This is a genomic window from Nocardioides mangrovi (genome assembly GCF_020073815.1).
Taxonomy (GTDB): domain Bacteria; phylum Actinomycetota; class Actinomycetes; order Propionibacteriales; family Nocardioidaceae; genus Nocardioides; species Nocardioides mangrovi.
Map to the genome: position 1 here is coordinate 18,531 of NZ_JAIQZJ010000029.1, position 18,000 is coordinate 36,530.

An 18,000-nucleotide genomic window follows, 5' to 3' on the forward strand; every position below is an offset into this window, starting at 1 on the left:
CGTGGCTCGCTACCTCGACGTCCACCCGGACAACCCGCAGCCGCGCCTGCTCGGCCAGATCGCCGACGCGCTGCGCGACGACCAGCTGATCGCCTACCCGACCGACTCGGGCTACGCGCTCGGCAGCCGGCTCGACAACCGTGACGGCCGCGACCGGATCCTGCGGATCCGTGGTCTCGACGACCGCCACCACTTCACGCTCATGTGCAAGGACTTCGCCCAGCTCGGGCAGTTCGTGCAGATCAGCAACACGGCGTTCCGGGCGATCAAGGGCGCGACGCCCGGGCCCTACACGTTCATCCTGCCGGCGACCGCCGAGGTGCCGCGCCGGCTGATGCACCCGAAGAAGCGCACCGTCGGCGTCCGCATCCCCGACCACGTCTTCGTCCAGGCGCTGCTCGAGGAGCTCGGCGAGCCGCTGCTCACCAGCACGCTGATCCTGCCCGGCGAGACCGAGCCGCGCAGCCAGGGCTGGGAGATCAAGGAGGAGCTCGACCACCAGGTCGACATCGTGGTCGAGGCGGGGGAGACCCTGGCCGAGCCGACCACCGTGATCGACTGGTCGGAGGGCTACCCGGAGGTCGTGCGGGTCGGCGCGGGCGACCCGAGCCGGTTCGAGGCCGCCTGAGCCTGGGCCTGACGCTGGGCCTGGGTCCGGCCCTGGGCCAGCACCCGGTGCCGGATGGCGAGGGTGGCCAGGGTCAGGGCGTAGCCGACCACCAGCGCGGTCGCGTGGTGGGCGAGCCCGGACACCACGGCCTGCACGATGCCGTCGGTCCGGTCGGCGATCACCGCCGGTCGGGTGGCCCCGAGCAGCAGGAAGACGCCCATCATCAGCAGCGGCGGCAGCACGCCGACGGTGAAGAAGTCGCGCTGGCGCACGGCGAGCGCGACCGCGACGCAGGTCGCCGCGAAGCCGAGGTCGAAGAGCCAGCCGACGTGGTCGAAGACCACGATGTCGAGGGCGACCGCCGTCAGGACGAGCGCCAGCCCGAGCAGGACCACCTGGCGGCCCGGCTCGTGGCCTTCCTCCCACAGGGTCTGGCTGTGGCTCACAGGGCGAGGGTATGGTCCCCGCTCTCGTCACCGTCGGCGGCGCGCCGTTGCACGACCCGGAGCTCGGTGGGTGATATGGACCGGCTGGCGGCGTCCACCTGGCGGGGCGCGGGCAGGTCGCCGAGCTTCCGGGCGCTCACCAGGACCCGCGACTCCAGGGACCCGATCGTCTGGTTGTAGTGGCCGACGGCAGCGGTCAGCGAGCGGCCGAGCTGGTCGAGGTGGCCGTTCATCGTCGCCAGCCGGGCGTGCAGCTCGCGGCCCAGGTCGTGGACCTCGCGGGCGCGGTCGGCGAGCACCTCGTGGCTCCACCCGTGGGCGACCGTGCGGAGGAGCGCGATGAGCGTGGTGGGCGTCGCGAGCACCACCTGGCGCGTGGCGGCGTGCTCGATCAGCCCGCCGTCGGTCTCCAGCGCCGCGGCGAGGAAGGACTCGGCGGGCACGAAGAGGACGACGAACTCCGGGCTCTCGTCCAGCGACCGCCAGTACTGCTTGGAGCCGAGCTGGTCGATGTGGGTGCGCAGCTGCCCGACGTGGCGGCGCAGGTGGTGGCGCCGCTCGTCCTCGTCGTCGGTCGAGGTGGCGTCGAGGTAGGCGTCGAGCGGCACCTTGGCGTCGACGACCACCCGGCGACCGCCGACCAGGTGCACGACGAGGTCGGGTCGGCGGGCGCCGTCGTCGAGCCGGGTCTGCTCGGTGAAGTCGCAGCGGTCGACCAGCCCGGCCAGCTCGACCGCGCGGCGCAGGTGGAGCTCGCCCCACCGGCCCCGCACCTGCGGCTTGCGCAGCGCGGTCGCCAGCGACTGCGTCTCGCGGCGCAGCCCCTCGGCGGTGTGCCGCATGTCGAGCACCTGCTGGTTGAGCTGCCCCTGCCAGGTCGCCCGCTGGTGGTCGAGGTCGCGCATCTGGTCGCTGAGCCGGTCGAGGCCCTGCATCACGTCGGCCTGGTCGACCAGGCCGGCGGCGTACGTCGTCATGGTGGTGGTCCGGGAACGCGACCACAGCACGCCGAGCACGACACCGAGGCCGAGCCCGACGAGCAGGGTGAGGAAGAGCGTCACGGGGTTCATGGGGCCAGTGTGGCGGGGGGTACCGACACCGGCGGTGGAACGACCCTCAGTCGGCGAGGTCGACGACGACCGGGGCGTGGTCGGAGGGGGCGCCGGTGCCCTGGGCGGGGTCGCGGGCGTCGCGGTCGACGAAGGCGCCGGTGACGCGGCCGGCCAGCGACGGCGAGCCGAGCACGAAGTCGATCCGCAGGCCGCGGTCGCGCTCGAAGCGCTGCCGGTAGTAGTCCCAGTAGGTGTACGACGGGTCGTGCGGCTTCACGGTGTCGACCCAGCCGTCCTCGGCGAACCGGAAGAACGCCTCCCGCTCGGCGGGGGTCACGTGGGTGGAGTTCTTGAACTGGGCGACGTCGAAGACGTCGTCGTCGGTGGGGCAGACGTTCCAGTCGCCGACCAGGGCCGCATCGCCGCCGAGCCAGTCTTGCGCGGCGGTGCGCAGCGCGGCGTACCACTCCAGCTTGTAGGCGTAGTGCGGGTCGTCGGGCTTGCGGCCGTTGGGGATGTAGAGCGACCAGACCCGGACGCCGCCGCAGGTCGCACCGATCGCCCGGGACTCGATGTCGGCCGGGCCGTCGTCCTTGGCCCAGCCGGGCTGGCCGGGGAAGCCGGTGACCACGTCGTCGAGCCCCACCCGGCTGATGATCGCGACGCCGTTCCACTGGTTCGTCCCGGCCGCGGCCACGTCGTACCCCCGCGCCTGCAGGCCCATCAGCGGCAGCTGCTCCTCGCGCGCCTTGGTCTCCTGGACCGCGAGGACGTCGATCTCGTGCTGGTCGAGGAAGGCCTCGACGCGGTCGATGCGGGTGCGGAGGGAGTTGACGTTCCAGGTCGCGATGCGCACCGGTCCAGCCTAGGGGCCGGGTTAACACGGGTGACACGTCCGCCCGTCACCCTGTGGCGCATGACGCAGGCGACGTCGGAGTGGAGCGGGCACGTCATCGTGTGCGGCCTGCACGACGAGGGCCTGCGCGTGGTCGAGCAGCTGCACGCCGTCGGGGTGCCGGTGGTGGTCGTCGACCCGGTGCCCGACCACCGGCTGGTCGAGGCGCTGCGCGTCCTGCAGGTGCCGTACGTCGCGGCCGACGCGCGCGAGCCGGCCACCCTCGCCACCGCCGGGCTGGCTGGTGCACTGGCGCTGGTCTGCGCCGAGAGCGACGACCTCCAGACCCTCGCGACCGCGCTGCTCGCCCGCGAGCTCCGGCCCGAGCTGCGGGTCGTCGTCCAGCTGCGCAACGCGGCGGTCGGCCGGGCGCTCGCCGACGTCGGCGTCGCGGTGCTCGACGTGGCGAGGCTGACCGCGCCCTCGGTCGTCGAGGCCTGCCTGCGCAGCGGCGCCTGGACGCTCCGCCTCGGCGCGGAGAGCTTCCGCGTGGTGGAGACGACCTGCCTGCGGCCCGGGCGGCTCCGCGACCTGTACGGCGACCTGGCGCCGATCGCCGTGGTGCCCGCGGCGACCGGGCGCGCGGCCGTCGCGCCCGGTCGCGACACCGAGGTCGAGGCCGGCGACACGGTCGTCGTGGTCGGGACGCCCGACGAGATCGGCGACATCGACCCGGGCGCGCGGCGTACCGCCACGGCGCCGGCGTTCGTCGGCGCCCGGGCCCCGCGGCCGCCCCGGGCGCAGCGCTCCCTGCTGCGCGACCTGGTCGCCGACATCGACCGCCGGATCAAGCTCGCGCTACTCGCCCTGCTGGGCCTGATCGCCGCGTCGATGACGATGCTGCTGGTCGGCTACGAGGAGCCCAGCGGGCGTCGGATGACGCCGCTGGACGCCCTCTACTTCACCGTCGAGACCATCGGCACCGTCGGCTACGGCGACTTCTACTTCCGCGACCAGCACCCGTGGCTGCGGCTGTGGGCGATCTGCCTGATGGTCGTCGGCGCGACCCTGGCGACCGTCTTCTTCGCGCTGCTCACCAACGCGCTCATCGGGCGGCGGATCGAGGAGACCCTCGGCCGTCGGCGGATCACCGGCCTCGACGGCCACGTGATCGTGGTCGGCGTCGGGTCGATCGGCGTCGCCGTCGTCGACGGGCTGCGGGCCGCCGGCACCGAGGTCGTGGCGGTCGACGGCGACGAGGGCAACCGCTTCCTGGGCCAGCTGCGCGAGAAGCAGGTCCCGGTCGTCACCGCCGACGCGACCCTCCCCGAGACCCTGGCCAGCCTCCGGCTCGACCGGGCCCGAGCGGTCGCGGTGATGACCAGCGACGACCTCGCCAACCTGGAGGCCGGCCTGGCCGTCCGCGACCTCCTCGGCGAGCGGTGGCCGACCGTCCCGGTGGTGCTGCGGCTCTTCGACCAGCGGCTCGCGGACACGGTCGCGACCAGCTTCGACTTCCGCTTCGTGCGTTCCCCCGCCGCGCTCGCCGCGCCGTGGTTCGTGGGCGCCGCCCTCGGCCTCGACGTGATCGACACCTTCTACGTCGGTGACCGGCCGATGCTCGTCGCCCGCCTGGACGTACGCCCGGGCAGCGGGCTGGACGGCCTCGCGATGCGGGACCTCGCGGCGCGGATCCTCGTCGTCTCGCTGGTCCGCGAGGGCGGGCCGGCCGAGCACAAGCCGCGGCGCGACACCCGGTTCGCGGCGGGGGACACCGCCTTCCTGGTGGGGCCCTACGAGGAGCTCCTGCACCTGCTGCGCACCGATGCGCCGAGCCCGGCGCGGCGTACCACCGGAGATGTACAAGAAACCTTGTAGATGTCGGCGACGCTGCCTAGCGTCACCCCGTGACCTCGATCGAGACCCTTCGCGCCGTCCACCACCCCACGCGGCGACGGATCATCGACCACCTCTACCTGCACGGCCCCGCGCAGGTCGGCTCCCTCGCCCGCGACCTCGAGCAGCAGGTCGGCAGCATCAGCCACCACCTGCGGATGCTCGAGCGCGCCGGCATCGTCGCCGCGGCGCCCGAGCTCGCCGCCGACGGGCGCACCAGCTGGTGGCGGCTCGCGCAGGACACGCTGACCTGGTCGGTGGAGGACTTCGACCACGCGGCCGACCGCACCCAGGCGCGGGCCGCCGAGCGGCTCAACATCGACCACCAGCTGGCCAAGCTCTCCGCCTGGAAGCGCGGCTCCGACCAGGCCGACCCGGCGTGGCGGCGGGCGGCGTTCAGCACCGAATACCTAGCGAAGGCCACGCCCGACGAGCTCGTGGCGCTCCAGGCGGCGCTGCACGCGGCGGTGCAGGAGTGGCGCGACGGCATCGACCTCGACGACGGAGCCGACCGGGAGCCGGTCTTCGTCTTCGCCCACGGCTTCCCGACCCGGCCGTGAGCGTCGTGGTCCGCGACCGACTCGCCCTCGGCTGGCTGCTCGTCAAGGGGCTCTCCGACGCCGGCGACGCGCTCTGGACGGTCGCCGTCGCCTGGACCGCGGTGCACGTCGCCAGCCCCGCCGTCGCCGGCCTCGTCGTCGCCGCCGGCACGCTGCCGCGGGCCGTCGTGCTGCTCCTCGGCGGCGTGGTCGCCGACCGCCTCGAGGCGCGCTGGGTGATGCTCGTCGTCAACCTGGCCCGCATCGCGGTCCTGGTCGCGACGTCGGTCTGGGTGCTCACGGCCGGTACGACGGTGCCGGTGCTGGTCGTCGCGGCGGTGGCCTTCGGTGTCTGCGACGCGGTCTACGAGCCCTCGGCGGCGACGATCGGCCGCCAGCTGGTCGCGCCCGACCAGCTGCCGGCATACACCGGCGCCGGGCAGACGATCAGCCGGCTGGGCAGCATGGGTGGAGCCGCGGTCGGCGGCCTCGTGGTCGCGACCTGGGGGCTCGGCGGGGGAGCCGTCGCCAACGCCGTGACCTTCGCGATCGTCGTCGGCTACCTCGCGGTCGCGCTGCGGCCGCGCTACCCGCTGCCCCGTGCCGAGGCCGAGCCGGTGCTGCGCGGGGTCGCCCGCGGCTTCGCGCACCTGCGCGACGAGTCGACCACCCGCACCCTCGTGCTCACCCTCTCCGGCCTCAACCTCGCGGTCTCGCCGGCCCTCGCGCTCGGCGTCGCGCTGCGCGCGCAGGACGGCGGCTGGGGCGCGGGCGCGGTCGGCCTGATGCAGGCCCTGGTCGGTCTCGGGGCGGCCGCCGGCGCCGCCACCCTGCTCCGCTGGCGGCCCACCCGGGAGGCGGTGGTCGGCTTCTGGCTGCTGGTCCTCCAGGGCGTCGCGATCGCCGGCATCGGCGTCGGCACGGTCGTGACCACCGCGCTCGCGTGCACGGTCATCGGCGTCACCGCCGGCGCGGCGTCCTCGCTCCTGGGCGCGACCTTCACCGCGCTCGTGGACGGCGAGTACCTCGGCCGGATGGTCGCGATCACCCGCCTCGGCGACGACGTGCTGATGCCGCTGGCGATGGCCCTCTTCGGCCTGCTCGCCGGGTCGGTCGGCGTGACGGCCGCGTGTGCGGCGTACGGCCTGGCGATGGCGGGTGCGATGGCGGTCCCGCTGTCCCGGCCGGTGATCCGCGGACTCTCCCTCCGGGCGGCGCCGGACCTGGTTTGATCGCGCCCATGAGGCGCACCGTGCAGGCCATGCTCGTGATCGCGATCGTCATCGACCTCGCCTACTGGACGATCTGGTTCAGCGACCGCGACGTCCTGGCGAGCGAGCACACGCACGCCTACTACGACTTCGAGAACGCCTTCCCGCTGGCCGACCTCTGGCTGGGCCTCGCGTGCCTGCTGGCGCTGCTGGCGCTCCGCGCGGAGACGCGGTCGGCGACCTTCTGGCTGACCTGCGCCGGATCGGCCGGGATGTACCTCTTCGGCATGGACTTCCTCTACGACGTGGAGAACGGCATCTTCACCTCCGGCGGCGGTGGCGTGGTCGAGGCGTGCATCGTCGCGCTGACGCTGGTCTTCTCACTGACGGTGTTGCGGTTCGCGTGGACCCGGTCGCACGCCGTAATTTGATCTCGTGGCCCAGCTGACCTCGATCCACCGCTTCCCGGTGAAGTCGTGCCGGGGCGAGTCGGTCGGGTCCGCGGTCGTCGAGCCTTGGGGACTGGCCGGGGACCGGCGCTGGATGGTCGTCGACGACGCGGGCGCCGGCATCACGGCGCGCGAGGTCAACCGGCTCGTGCTCGTGCACCCGGAGATCACCGACGGCGGACTGCGGATCACCGCGCCCGACCTGCCGGCCCTCGAGGTGCCCACGCCCGACCCGGCGCGCCAGGTCCCGGTCGCGATCTGGTCCTCGACGCTCACCGCCGCAGCGGCCGGCGCCGAGGCGGACGCCTGGATCAGCAAGGCGCTCGGCGTCGCCGCTCGCCTCGTCCACCTCGACGACCCGACCCGGCGGCCGACCAGTCCCGCCTTCAGCGAGCCCGGCGACCTGGTCTCCTTCGCCGACGGCTACCCGGTGCTGCTCACGACGGAGGAGTCGCTCGCGGCGCTCAACGACGTCGTCCTCGCCTCCGCCGACACGGGCCGCGACCCGCTCCCGATGACGCGCTTCCGGCCCAACGTCGTGGTCTCGGGCGTCGAGCCGTGGGCGGAGGACGACTGGCGCCGGATCCGGATCGGCGACGCGGTCTTCCGCGCGGTCAAGGGCTGCGCCCGCTGCGTGCTCACGACGATCGACCCGGACTCCGCCGTACGCGAGAAGGAGCCGATCCGCTCGCTCGCGAAGATCCGGCGCTGGGACGGCGCCACCTGGTTCGGCATCAACCTGGTGCCCGACACCTACGACGTGACGATCCGCGTCGGCGACGAGTTCGAGGTGCTGGAGGCCGTCGCTCCCGGTTCGGGTCCGCTGCGTCCCGCGCCGTAGACTCGCCGCCCGTGGCACTCACCATCGGCATCGTCGGGCTCCCCAACGCGGGCAAGTCCACGCTCTTCAACGCACTGACCAAGAACGACGTCCTCGCGGCGAACTACCCGTTCGCCACCATCGAGCCGAACGTCGGCGTGGTCGGCGTCCCCGACGACCGGCTCGAGAAGCTCTCCGAGATCTTCGGCTCGGCCCGGATCCTGCCCGCGACCGTCGAGTTCGTCGACATCGCCGGCATCGTCCGGGGTGCCTCCGAGGGCGAGGGCCTGGGCAACAAGTTCCTCGCGCACATCCGCGAGTCGGCCGCGATCTGCCAGGTGACCCGGGTCTTCCGCGACGAGGACGTCACCCACGTCGACGGCGAGGTCAACCCCGCCAACGACATCTCCACCATCCAGACCGAGCTGATCCTCGCCGACCTGCAGACGGTCGAGAAGGCGGTCCCGCGGCTGGAGAAGGAGGCGCGCGGCAAGAAGGAGCTCACCGCCAACCTCGACGCCGCCAAGGAGGCGCTCGCCGCCCTCGAGGCCGGCACCCCGATCATCGCCACGAAGATCGACCGCTCGCTGATCCGCGAGCTCTCGCTGCTGACGGCCAAGCCCTTCATCTACGTCTTCAACTGCGACGCCGACGAGCTCGCCGACGAGGCCCTCAAGCAGAAGATGCGCGAGATCGTCGCGCCCTCCGAGGCGATCTTCCTGGACGCGAAGTTCGAGGCCGAGCTGGTCGAGCTCGGCGACGACGACGAGGCCCGCGAGATGCTCGCGGAGATGGGCGTCGACGAGCCCGGCCTCGAGGTGCTCGCCCGGGTCGGCTTCGACACCCTCGGCCTGCAGACCTACCTCACCGCCGGTCCCAAGGAGACCCGCGCCTGGACGATCCCGCAGGGCGCGACCGCTCCCCAGGCGGCCGGCGTGATCCACACCGACTTCGAGCGCGGCTTCATCAAGGCCGAGATCGTCTCCTTCGACGACCTCGTCGGGCTCGGCTCGATGGCCAAGGCCAAGGAGGCCGGCAAGGTCCGCATGGAGGGCAAGGACTACGTCATGCAGGACGGCGACGTCGTGGAGTTCCGCTTCAACGTCTGATGGACACGATCAGGCGGCGTCGGACGAGCCGAGGATCGCCTCACGGGTACGGCGCCACGAGGTGGCGCGCTGCCGGTCACTGACCAGCGCGGTGCTGTGGGTGCGCAGCTCGCGCTCGGCGCTGGCGCGCCAGGCGTGGCCGTGGGTACCGGCCAGGCACGCGCGGAAGTCCTCGAGCCAGCCGGCGACCCAGTCCTGGGTGTCGACGGAGGTGGTCATGTCCCCCTCATCGGCAGGGGAGGAGACCGACCTGAGAGGTCGGGCCGGACGGACTAGAACTCGACCTCGGCGGCCGTCGCGACCGAGCCCGAGGCGGAGGCAGTCGTCAGCCCCCAGTCGGCGTACATGTTGGTGAAGTTGATCTTGGTCTGCGCCGAGATCAGCTCACCGCCGGAGTACTCCGCCGGGATCTCGCCGGTCGTGTGGCAGTCGGACACCAGCGTTACGTCGTAGCCGCGGTGCACGGCGCCGTGGAGCGTCGAGCGGATGCAGGCGTCGGTCTGCGCGCCCGCGATCACGAGGTGGTCGGCGCCGAGCGCGTCGAGCAGGTCGCCCAGCTCGGTCTCCTCGAAGGAGTCGCCGTAGCGCTTCTGCACGACGGGCTCCCCGTCGGCGGGCGCGAGCCCGTCGGCGAGCTGCCACGGCTCCTCGCCGGCGACCAGCTCGCCGCTGTTGTGCTGGACCCACACGACCGGCACCTGCGCCGCTCGCGCCTTGTCGACTAGCCCGGCGACCCGCGAGACGACGCCCGCTGGGTCCCAGGTGCCGTCGTCGGCGAGCACCCCCTTCTGCAGGTCGACCACCACGAAGGCCGTGGACTTCTCCGTCTTCCCCGTGTTCTCAGCCATGCCAGCACCGTACGACGGGCCGCCGACAGTCACATCCTGGCGAGCAGCGGGCGCGGGTCGGGGTGGTCGTCGGTGCCCTGCAGCACGACGGTGTCGGCGCCGGCGTCCGCGAGCTCCGCCACCCACGCGCGGACGTCCCGGCCGTCGTCGGGGCCGACCTGGGTGTAGACCGCGACCTCGGCGTCCGGGCCGACGACCGACCGCGCCCGACGTACGACGTCGGGGTCGGTCACCGAGTCGAGCAGCACCCCGTCGGCCACCTCGCCCGCGAGCGCGACGGTGCGCGGGCCGCGGGCGCCGACCAGCAGCCGCGGCGGCTCGGCGGGCGGCCAGTCGAGGGCGACCGCGTCGAGGTGCACGTAGCGCCCGGAGACGGTGACGGTCTCGCCGCGCAGCAGGGCCGCGACCGCCGCCGTGTGCTCGCGCAGCAGCGTCACGGGCGAGTCGACCCGGGCGCCGACCTGCCCCATCCAGTCCTGCACGCCGTGCCCGAGCGCGACCACGAACCGCCCCGGGAACATCCGCGCGAGCGTGGCGATCTCCATCGCCGCGATCGCCGGGTTGCGCAGCGGCACGGGCAGCAGCCCGACCGCGACGTGCACGCGGCTCGACCAGGCGAGGGCCGCGGCGGCCGCGGTCAGCCCGCCCTCGAGGAAGCAGTCCTCCCACAGCCACAGCTCGTCGACCCCGGAGGCGTCGACCGCCTCGACGACCGCACGGAGGTCCTCGGGCGGGCTCTGCGGACGGAAGACGACGCCGGTCCTGGTCATGGCCCGACGCTAGCCTTGACGACGATGACCGAGAAGCTCCCCGCCGGCGTCCGGGTCCTCGACCGCATGATGAAGGTCAACCCGGGCCTGTCCGTCGCGCGGATGACACCCGCGCAGCTGGAGAAGGTGCAGGCGACGGTCATCCCCGACGGCGGCGTCGCGGACCTCTTCCTCGGCCGCCGGCAGCCGGGCGTCGACGTCCGCTCCATCAGCTTCCCGGCCCGGCACGGCGACCTGCCGCTGCGGATCTACACCCCGGAGACCTGGTCGCGCACACCGCGGCCGGTGGTGCTCAACTTCCACGGCGGCGGCTTCGTCCTCGGCAGCGCCCGCCAGTGCGACTGGTCCTGCAGCCTGGTCGCCAAGGAGCTCGACGCCGTCGTGGTCTCCGTCGACTACCGGCTGGCCCCGTCCTACCGCTTCCCGGCCGGCGTCGAGGACTGCTACGACGCCCTCATCTGGACCGCCGCCCACGCCGGCGACCTCGACGCGGACCCGCGTCGGCTCGGGGTGATGGGCGACAGCGCCGGTGGCAACCTGGCCGCGGTCGTCGCCCTGATGGCGCGCGACCAGGGCGGCCCGCGGATCGGCCACCAGGCGCTGGTCTACCCGGCGACCAACATGACCGACGAGCTGCGCGACGACCCGTCGGTCACCGCCAACACCCGCGGCATCGTCCTCACCAACGACGACATCGAGGTCTTCCGCGCCCACTACCTCCGCCCGGAGGACGACCCCACCGACTACCGGCTCTCGCCGCTGCTGGCCGACAACCTCTCCGGTCTCCCGCCGGCGGTCGTCGTGGTGGCGGGCCTCGACCCGCTCCACGACAGCGGCATCCGCTACGCGCAGGCGCTCGCCGACGCGGGCAACGAGGTGCGGGTGGAGGACTTCCACCTGATGCCGCACGGATTCCTGAGCTTCCCCTACTTCTGCGCCAGCGCCCGTCCGGCCGTCGACGCGATCGTCCGGGCGCAGCGAGAGGCGCTCGGCTGAGACGCAGCCGTCAGGCCGCGGCCGGTCGGTCCACCCACCGGTCCAGCGCGGCGCTCACCGCGGTGCGGGAGATCGGCTTCGAGACGTAGTCGTCCATGCCCGCCTCCAGGCATCGCTCCCGGTCGCCGTCGATGGCGCTCGCGGTCATCGCGATCACCGGCGTACGGCGGCCGCCCGCCTCGCGGCGCCGGATCTCCCGGGTCGCGGCGAAGCCGTCCATGACCGGCATCTGCACGTCCATGAAGACCAGGTCGTAGTCGCGGACCGCCATCGCGGCGAGACCGGCGGCGCCGTCCTCGGCGAGGTCGACCTCGTAGCCCAGCGCCCGGACAATGCCCTCGGCGACGAGCTGGTTGATCTCGCCGTCCTCGACGACGAGCACCCGGCCTCGGTCACTCACCGGCTCGGTGCGCGTCTCCGCGGTCTCGGCCACGGGCTCTGCGGCGGGTGCGTCGAGGGCCGCGGAGGTCAGGCGGAGCAGGGTGCTGCGCAGTCGGGAGAGGGGCACCGGCTTGGTGTGCAGCGCGTCGAAGCCGGCTGCGACGGCCTCGGCCGGACCGACCGCCGGGCTCGAGGTCAGCAGCACCAGCGCGAGATCGTCGAGCTCGGGCGCGGCGCCGATCAGGCGGGCCAGGTCGAGGCCGTTCATGTCGGGCATGCAGAGGTCGAGGAGACCCACGTCGTACGGCGTGCCCGCGGCCACGGCCTCGCCGAGCGCGGCCAGGGCGGCCGGGCCGCTCTCGACGGCGTGCACCGTCATGCCCCAGGCGCTCAGCTGGCCCTCGAGGATCATCCGGTTGGTCGCGTTGTCGTCGACGACCAGCGCCCGCCGGCCCGTGAGCGCGCCGGCGGACGAGGTGCTCTCGACCGCCGGCGCGGCCACGATCCCGAGCGGGACGGAGAACCAGAACGTGCTGCCGCGGCCGAGCTCGCTCTCGACGCCGATCGCGCCGCCCATCGCGTCGACGAGCTGGCGGCAGATCGCGAGGCCCAGGCCGGTGCCGCCGTACCGACGGGTCGTCGAGGAGTCGGCCTGGGAGAAGGGGTCGAAGAGCCGGGCGCAGTCGTCGGGGTCGATGCCGATGCCCGTGTCGGTGACCTCGAAGCGCACGGTGACGCTCTCGGAGGTGCCGCCGGTGAGGGACGCGCGGATCACGACCTCGCCGGACCCGGTGAACTTCACCGCGTTGCCGGCCAGGTTGAGCAGGACCTGGCGCAGCCGGGCCGGGTCTCCGCGCAGTCGTGCGGGGAGTGAGGGGGAGCAGGACGCGAGCAGCTCGAGGCTGCGCTCGCCGGCCGGCTCGGCCATCAGCTCGGCGACCTCCTCGACCATCCGGACCGGGTCGAAGTCGATGGACTCCAGGTCGAGGTGCCCGGCCTCGACCTTCGAGAAGTCGAGGATGTCGTTGATGATCGCGAGCAGCGCGTCGCCGGCCGTACGCACCCCGTCGGCGTAGGTGCGCTGCCGCTCGTCGAGCTCGGTGCCGAGCAGCAGACCGGTGAGGCCGAGGACGCCGTTCATCGGGGTCCGGATCTCGTGGCTCATCGTCGCGAGGAACTCCGACTTGGCGCGGGAGCCGGCCAGGGCGGCGTCGCGGGCGGCCGCGAGCTCCGCGCGCGCCTCGCTCTCGGAGCGCAGCAGGCGGAGGGTGCGGACGAAGGTGAGGACGGTCAGGACCAGGGTCCCGAGCAGCAGGGTGCTCGGGTCGACGGTGAGGTCGAGTGCGACGGCGAGCTGCCACACGGTGGTCGGGACGAGCAGCGGGACGACCGCGATGAAGAGCTTGCCGTGCATCCGGCGGTGCTCGGGGTCGAGCGGGGCTGCGGCGAGGGGCGGCTCCGGCACCCGGAGGGCCGCCGTCGCCAGGAACATCGAGGCGAGCATCCACCCGACCTCGTTGACCGGCGAGGCCGTGCCCTCGATCGCGAGGACGTAGTAGCTCAGGTCGGCGCCGATCCAGCACCAGAGGCCGAGCGCGAGGAAGGGGCCGACGGCGCGGCGGGTGCGGGGGTGGGCGAGGGCGCGCAGCGCCAGCCCGATCAGCAGGGCGTCGAGCACCGGGTAGGCGATCCAGGCGACGCGCGCGAACTCGCCGGTGGTGTCCTCGGCCGCCAGCTGGTCGATGGTGAAGGTCCAGACCACCAGGATGCTGACCGCGCCGAGGGTGATCACGTCGAGCAGGGCGTCCGGCGCGAAGCGGCGATCGCCCCGGCGGGCGACCGTCATGACCACCAGCGACCCCACCAGCGCGGCGTACCCGAGGAAGTACGGCGTGTCCGCCACGCTCCGGTCGGCGTCGCCGGTCATCCATGCGTGCGCCATCACGGCGACGTCGCCGATCGCGGCCAGCGTGATGCTGGCGGTGAGCAGCGCGGGCACGAGGCGTCGCCCGCGCGGTGCGCCGAGCGCGCCGACCCAGGCGAGGGCCGCAGGGACGGTGTCGCCGACGAGGAAGGTGGCGTTGCCGAGCCGGTCGGGCCCGACGAGGTGGAGCGCGAGGACCACGACCTCGAGGGCCCAGAGGCAGCGCACGAGGGCGGAGCGTCGACTCGATGCCACGGGCGCCTCCTTCGTCCTCCCCCAAGGCCGTCGAGTGCCCATCGGCAGGCCGGGTCGGGACCTGCGAAATGACCGGTGGGTAACCTCCGTCACCTTGGACGACTCCGGCGTGCGAGGATCCCGCCGTGGACACCACTGACGTGATCATCGTCGGCGCCGGCCTGGCCGGTCTGACCGCCGCGGCCGAGGTCGCCGACGCGGGCAAGCGGGTCGTGCTCGTCGACCAGGAGGGCGAGCAGTCCCTCGGCGGGCAGGCCTTCTGGAGCCTGGGCGGCCTCTTCTTCGTCGACAGCCCCGAGCAGCGCCGGATGGGTATCAAGGACTCCCGGGAGCTCGCGCTCCAGGACTGGCTGGGCAGCGCGCAGTTCGACCGCGAGGAGGACCGGTGGCCGCGCCGCTGGGCCGAGGCGTACGTCGACTTCGCCGCGGGGGAGAAGCGCTCCTGGCTGCGCGAGATGGGCCACCGGGTCTTCCCGATCGTCGGCTGGGCCGAGCGCGGCGACGGTCGCGCGGACGGCCACGGCAACTCCGTGCCCCGCTTCCACATCACCTGGGGCACCGGCCCCGGTGTGGTCGAGCCCTTCGAGCGCCGGGTGCGCGAGCACGCGGCAGCGGGCCGGATCCGCTTCGCCTTCCGGCACCGGGTCGACGAGATCGTGGTCGAGGGCGGCGCCGTCGTCGGCGTCCGCGGCAAGGTGCTCGAGCCGACGTCCGTGGACCGCGGCAGGGCGAGCAGCCGCGTCGAGGTCGCCGACTTCGAGCTCCGCGGCGGAGCCACGATCGTGAGCAGCGGCGGCATCGGCGGCAACCACGACCTGGTCCGCAAGACCTGGCCCAAGCGCCTCGGTACCCCGCCGAAGTTCATGGTCGCGGGGGTGCCGGCGCACGTCGACGGCCGGATGATCGCGATCTCGGAGTCGGCCGGCGCCCGGATCATCAACCCCGACCGGATGTGGCACTACGTCGAAGGCCTGCGCAACTGGGACCCGATCTGGGACAACCACGGCATCCGGATCCTGCCCGGGCCGTCCTCGCTGTGGCTGGACGCCTCCGGCAAGCGGCTGCCGGCCCCCAACTTCCCGGGCTTCGACACCCTCGGCACGCTGACCCACCTGCGGCAGACCGGCTACGACTACTCGTGGTTCGTGCTGACGCAGAAGATCATCGAGAAGGAGTTCGCCCTCTCCGGCTCCGAGCAGAACCCCGACCTCACCGGCAAGGACATCAAGCTGCTCCTGTCGCGGGTGAAGAAGGGGGCGCCCGGGCCGATCGAGGCGTTCAAGGAGCACGGCGAGGACTTCGTCGTCGCCGACTCGCTCACGGACCTGGTCCGCGGGATGAACGAGCTGGCCGACCCCGGCGTACCCCCGATCGTGGAGGCGGAGCTCCGCGACCTCATCGAGTCGCGCGACCGTGAGATCGACAACGCCTTCACCAAGGACGCCCAGGTCACCGCGATCCGCGGCGCCCGCAACTACCGCGGCGACAAGCTGATCCGCGTCGCCTCGCCGCACCGGCTGCTCGATCCGAAGGCCGGGCCGCTCATCGCGGTGCGCCTCAACGTGCTGACCCGCAAGACCCTCGGCGGCCTGGAGACCGACCTCGACGGCCGCTGCCTGACCTCGTCGGGCGAGCCGCTGCCGGGTCTCTACGCCGCGGGCGAGGTCAACGGCTTCGGCGGCGGCGGGATGATGGGCTACAACGCGCTCGAGGGCACGTTCCTCGGTGGCTGCCTCTTCTCCGGGCGTACGGCGGGACGGGCGGCCGCGCGGGCGGTCTGACGCCCGCCTGGCCGCCGGCTCAGTGCGCGCCGGTGAGGTTGAGGCCGACCACGCCGAGCACGATCATCGCCAGTGACAGGCCCTTGACCCAGCCCATCGACTCGCCGAGGAAGGCGAAGCCGGCGACGGCGACCAGGGCCGTGCCCGCGCCCGCCCAGATGGCGTAGGCGACCGAGACCGGCATCGTCCGGACGATCACCGTGAGCAGCCAGATCGCGACGGCGTACCCCGACATGACCGCGATGGTCCAGGGGATGTTCGTGAAGCCCTCGGCCTTGGGGAGCAGGGCGCTGGCGGCCACCTCGACGGCGATGGCGAGAGCCAGCAGGATGCCGGCGATCATGATGGTTCCTCTCGGATGTAGCGACTGCTACAACTGTAGCAGTCGCTACGCTGTCCGTGTGAGTCGACGGGACGAGCTGCTGGACGAGGTCACCGACCACGTCCTCGCCCACGGGCTGATCGGGCTGACGCTGCGCCCGCTCGCCGCCGCCATCGGCACCAGCGACCGGATGCTGATCTACCACTTCGGCAACCGCGACGCCCTGGTCTCCGCCGTCGTCGCCCACGCCGGTGACCGCAGCGTTGCCGCGGTCCGCGCCCTCCCGCCGGCCCGGAACGTGCGCGCCGCCGTCAACGCCCTCTGGGCGGCGTACGGCGAGGAGCCGCTCAACAGCTGCCTCGACGTCTACGTCCAGGCCGCCGCCACCGGTCTCTTCGGCAGCGAGCCCTACCTCAGCGAGGCCCGCGCCAGCAACCAGCGCTGGTCGGTCGCCCTCCAGGACTACCTGGTGCGCAGCGGCGCCCCCACCCGCCGGGTCGGCCGGATCGTCACCCTTGTCGACTCCGCCCTCTTCGGCTTCCACCTCGACCTCGCCACCGACCGCCCCGACGAGCTCGCCCGCGGCGTCGACGACCTCGCCCGCGCCGCCCAGTCCCTCGCGGGCTGAACCACGGCTCGAGTGGTGTCGTCGTCCTCCCGGCGGCGCCAGGATGCGTCCTCCGCCGGTGGCGTCAAGGGTTCGCTTCGCCGCTTCGCGCCCTTGACTCCACCGGCTCCGGACGAGTTGGCGCCTATCGGGAGGACGCCGCCCTGTGGTCGGGGCGCGCGGGCTTCCCGCGGGTGCCTGCTGGTTGAGGTGCGAGGAGCGTCAGCGGCGAGCCTCGAAACCCGGTGACCCGAGAGCCCGGGTCCGGGGAAGGGTGTGAACGTCTGCCGAGGTCGGCTTATAAGCGTCGGTGAAAGGTGACCGAGCCTGACGGGTGGTGGTTCATGTCGTAGGAGCTGTCGTGGGCCTTCATGTGGTGCCAGTGGCAGAGCCCGATGGCGTTGGTCAGGTCGGTGGATCCGCCTTTCGACCACTCCACGACGTGGTGGGCATGCAGGCCGGTCGTGCGGTCGCAACCGTCGGTGGCGCACTGCCCCTGCTGACGCAGGGCGATCGCGATCCGTTGGGCCTGGGAGTGGAGCCGCTGCTCGCGGCCCAGGTCCAACACTTCGGACGTGCCGTTCATGACGACCGGGAGGATCCCGGCCTCGCACGCCAGCTGCCGGGCCAGCGCGGCGCTGATGCGGTCGCCGGTGTCGAGGATGGTGCCGGCCTGCTCGAGCCGCCCCATCAGGGAGTCTTCGCTGATCGTGACGAGGAGGGTGGCGTTGAGGCCGCCGAGCTTGGGGAGCTTGTTCTTCGGGTAGCGCATCAGGAGCTCGTAGAACGCCTGCCCCTGTGCCTCTTGCCCGGTCTGGTGGGAGGTGAGGTGGCCGGTGCCGGCGCCCTTGGTGGCGTTCTGGTGCTTGGCTGCCATGACCGCGGCCAGGATCTTCCGCAACGCGGCGCCGCCGAGGTGCGGCATCTTGAACGCGCCGTAGGTGGAGCCGTCGCCGTCGTCCCAGACCTTGAGGTACATCGCCCGCGCTGCGGCCTGTTCTTGGCGTTCGAGGATCTCGGCTTCGCGGGCGTCGGCGCCGTCGGGGTCGATGACCTCCCACAGCCGCTTCCCGAGCCGGTTCAATGCCTTGGCGTCGTGGTCGGCGGCGAGGTCGAGGAGGTGCCGCTCGGCAGTGTCCTGGTGTTCCT

Annotated in this window: 19 protein-coding genes; 10 read left to right on the forward strand and 9 right to left on the reverse strand. The window is 72.9% G+C overall.

Annotated elements, in window-relative coordinates:
- Position 1 precedes the first annotated feature (1 nt).
- On the forward strand, positions 2-628 hold the full coding sequence (locus K8U61_RS24440) for an L-threonylcarbamoyladenylate synthase (RefSeq protein ID WP_224125626.1): 627 nt from the start codon (positions 2-4) through the stop codon (positions 626-628).
- On the opposite strand, the gene K8U61_RS24445 is transcribed toward K8U61_RS24440, so the two are convergent.
- From K8U61_RS24445 to K8U61_RS24455, 3 genes are read right to left on the reverse strand one after another with little or no spacing between them, the layout of a single operon-like run.
- A complete protein-coding gene (locus K8U61_RS24445; RefSeq protein WP_224125627.1) occupies positions 571-1,056 on the reverse strand; it encodes a DUF6542 domain-containing protein in 486 nt (161 codons plus the stop codon). The genes K8U61_RS24440 and K8U61_RS24445 overlap by 58 nt on opposite strands.
- Positions 1,053-2,126, reverse strand: coding sequence for a DNA recombination protein RmuC (locus K8U61_RS24450; protein ID WP_224125628.1), 1,074 nt, complete (start codon positions 2,124-2,126; stop codon positions 1,053-1,055). Before K8U61_RS24450 ends, K8U61_RS24445 begins: the two co-directional genes overlap by 4 nt.
- Before the next feature lie 46 nt (positions 2,127-2,172).
- The gene (locus tag K8U61_RS24455) at positions 2,173-2,964 is read right to left on the reverse strand and encodes an exodeoxyribonuclease III (protein ID WP_224125629.1); all 792 of its coding nucleotides are present in this window, start codon (positions 2,962-2,964) and stop codon (positions 2,173-2,175) included.
- Positions 2,965-3,024: 60 nt separating this feature from the next.
- Between K8U61_RS24455 and K8U61_RS24460 the strand changes: the two genes are divergently transcribed.
- Genes K8U61_RS24460 through ychF form a run of 6 tightly spaced genes read left to right on the forward strand, consistent with a single transcriptional unit; the run spans position 3,025 to position 8,967 of the window.
- On the forward strand, positions 3,025-4,821 hold the full coding sequence (locus tag K8U61_RS24460; RefSeq protein ID WP_224125630.1) for an NAD-binding protein: 1,797 nt from the start codon (positions 3,025-3,027) through the stop codon (positions 4,819-4,821).
- A 29-nt stretch (positions 4,822-4,850) separates the two neighbouring features.
- Positions 4,851-5,399 carry an ArsR/SmtB family transcription factor gene (locus K8U61_RS24465; RefSeq protein WP_224125631.1) on the forward strand — a complete coding sequence of 183 codons (549 nt, stop codon included), beginning with the start codon at positions 4,851-4,853 and terminating at the stop codon, positions 5,397-5,399.
- The gene (locus K8U61_RS24470) at positions 5,396-6,610 is read left to right on the forward strand and encodes an MFS transporter (protein ID WP_224125632.1); all 1,215 of its coding nucleotides are present in this window, start codon (positions 5,396-5,398) and stop codon (positions 6,608-6,610) included. The genes K8U61_RS24465 and K8U61_RS24470 overlap by 4 nt, the downstream gene beginning before the upstream one ends.
- A gap of 8 nt (positions 6,611-6,618) precedes the next feature.
- A complete protein-coding gene (locus K8U61_RS24475; protein WP_224125633.1) occupies positions 6,619-7,020 on the forward strand; it encodes a hypothetical protein in 402 nt (133 codons plus the stop codon).
- Between the two features lie 4 nt (positions 7,021-7,024).
- Positions 7,025-7,879, forward strand: coding sequence for an MOSC domain-containing protein (locus K8U61_RS24480; RefSeq protein ID WP_224125634.1), 855 nt, complete (start codon positions 7,025-7,027; stop codon positions 7,877-7,879).
- A gap of 11 nt (positions 7,880-7,890) precedes the next feature.
- Entirely contained in the window at positions 7,891-8,967 is a 1,077-nt protein-coding gene (gene ychF, locus K8U61_RS24485; protein WP_224125635.1) for a redox-regulated ATPase YchF, read from the forward strand.
- Positions 8,968-8,976: 9 nt separating this feature from the next.
- Here ychF and K8U61_RS24490 read toward each other — a convergent pair whose 3' ends face one another.
- Genes K8U61_RS24490 through K8U61_RS24500 form a run of 3 tightly spaced genes read right to left on the reverse strand, consistent with a single transcriptional unit; the run spans position 8,977 to position 10,585 of the window.
- A complete protein-coding gene (locus tag K8U61_RS24490; RefSeq protein ID WP_224125636.1) occupies positions 8,977-9,186 on the reverse strand; it encodes a hypothetical protein in 210 nt (69 codons plus the stop codon).
- A 53-nt stretch (positions 9,187-9,239) separates the two neighbouring features.
- Entirely contained in the window at positions 9,240-9,815 is a 576-nt protein-coding gene (locus K8U61_RS24495; RefSeq protein ID WP_224125637.1) for an isochorismatase family protein, read from the reverse strand.
- Positions 9,816-9,844: 29 nt separating this feature from the next.
- Positions 9,845-10,585, reverse strand: coding sequence for an LLM class flavin-dependent oxidoreductase (locus K8U61_RS24500; protein ID WP_224125638.1), 741 nt, complete (start codon positions 10,583-10,585; stop codon positions 9,845-9,847).
- Between the two features lie 24 nt (positions 10,586-10,609).
- Here K8U61_RS24500 and K8U61_RS24505 point away from each other — a divergent pair, with 24 nt between their 5' ends.
- Positions 10,610-11,581: an alpha/beta hydrolase gene (locus tag K8U61_RS24505; protein WP_224125639.1), complete on the forward strand. Its 972-nt coding sequence runs from the start codon at positions 10,610-10,612 to the stop codon at positions 11,579-11,581.
- A 10-nt stretch (positions 11,582-11,591) separates the two neighbouring features.
- Here the strand turns inward: K8U61_RS24505 and K8U61_RS24510 are convergent, their stop codons facing one another.
- Entirely contained in the window at positions 11,592-14,141 is a 2,550-nt protein-coding gene (locus tag K8U61_RS24510; RefSeq protein ID WP_224125640.1) for a hybrid sensor histidine kinase/response regulator, read from the reverse strand.
- 125 nt (positions 14,142-14,266) lie between these two features.
- Here K8U61_RS24510 and K8U61_RS24515 point away from each other — a divergent pair, with 125 nt between their 5' ends.
- On the forward strand, positions 14,267-15,922 hold the full coding sequence (locus tag K8U61_RS24515) for an FAD-binding dehydrogenase (RefSeq protein ID WP_224125641.1): 1,656 nt from the start codon (positions 14,267-14,269) through the stop codon (positions 15,920-15,922).
- 19 nt (positions 15,923-15,941) lie between these two features.
- Here K8U61_RS24515 and K8U61_RS24520 read toward each other — a convergent pair whose 3' ends face one another.
- Positions 15,942-16,265: a DMT family transporter gene (locus K8U61_RS24520; RefSeq protein WP_224125642.1), complete on the reverse strand. Its 324-nt coding sequence runs from the start codon at positions 16,263-16,265 to the stop codon at positions 15,942-15,944.
- A 58-nt stretch (positions 16,266-16,323) separates the two neighbouring features.
- Here K8U61_RS24520 and K8U61_RS24525 point away from each other — a divergent pair, with 58 nt between their 5' ends.
- Positions 16,324-16,872: a TetR/AcrR family transcriptional regulator gene (locus tag K8U61_RS24525; RefSeq protein ID WP_224125643.1), complete on the forward strand. Its 549-nt coding sequence runs from the start codon at positions 16,324-16,326 to the stop codon at positions 16,870-16,872.
- A gap of 277 nt (positions 16,873-17,149) precedes the next feature.
- Here K8U61_RS24525 and K8U61_RS24530 read toward each other — a convergent pair.
- Positions 17,150-18,000: HNH endonuclease (locus K8U61_RS24530; protein ID WP_224125644.1), on the reverse strand; the 851-nt coding region annotated here is incomplete at its 5' end.

Excerpts from the sequence above, each read along its gene's own strand:
- K8U61_RS24450 (WP_224125628.1), bottom strand. The coding sequence starts at position 2,126 with ATGAACCCCGTGACGCTCTTCCTCACCCTGCTCGTCGGGCTCGGCCTC.
- K8U61_RS24460 (WP_224125630.1), top strand. The coding sequence starts at position 3,025 with ATGACGCAGGCGACGTCGGAGTGGAGCGGGCACGTCATCGTGTGCGGC.
- K8U61_RS24475 (WP_224125633.1), top strand. The coding sequence starts at position 6,619 with ATGAGGCGCACCGTGCAGGCCATGCTCGTGATCGCGATCGTCATCGAC.
- K8U61_RS24490 (WP_224125636.1), bottom strand. The coding sequence starts at position 9,186 with ATGACCACCTCCGTCGACACCCAGGACTGGGTCGCCGGCTGGCTCGAG.
- K8U61_RS24495 (WP_224125637.1), bottom strand. The coding sequence starts at position 9,815 with ATGGCTGAGAACACGGGGAAGACGGAGAAGTCCACGGCCTTCGTGGTG.
- K8U61_RS24500 (WP_224125638.1), bottom strand. The coding sequence starts at position 10,585 with ATGACCAGGACCGGCGTCGTCTTCCGTCCGCAGAGCCCGCCCGAGGAC.
- K8U61_RS24505 (WP_224125639.1), top strand. The coding sequence starts at position 10,610 with ATGACCGAGAAGCTCCCCGCCGGCGTCCGGGTCCTCGACCGCATGATG.
- K8U61_RS24520 (WP_224125642.1), bottom strand. The coding sequence starts at position 16,265 with ATGATCGCCGGCATCCTGCTGGCTCTCGCCATCGCCGTCGAGGTGGCC.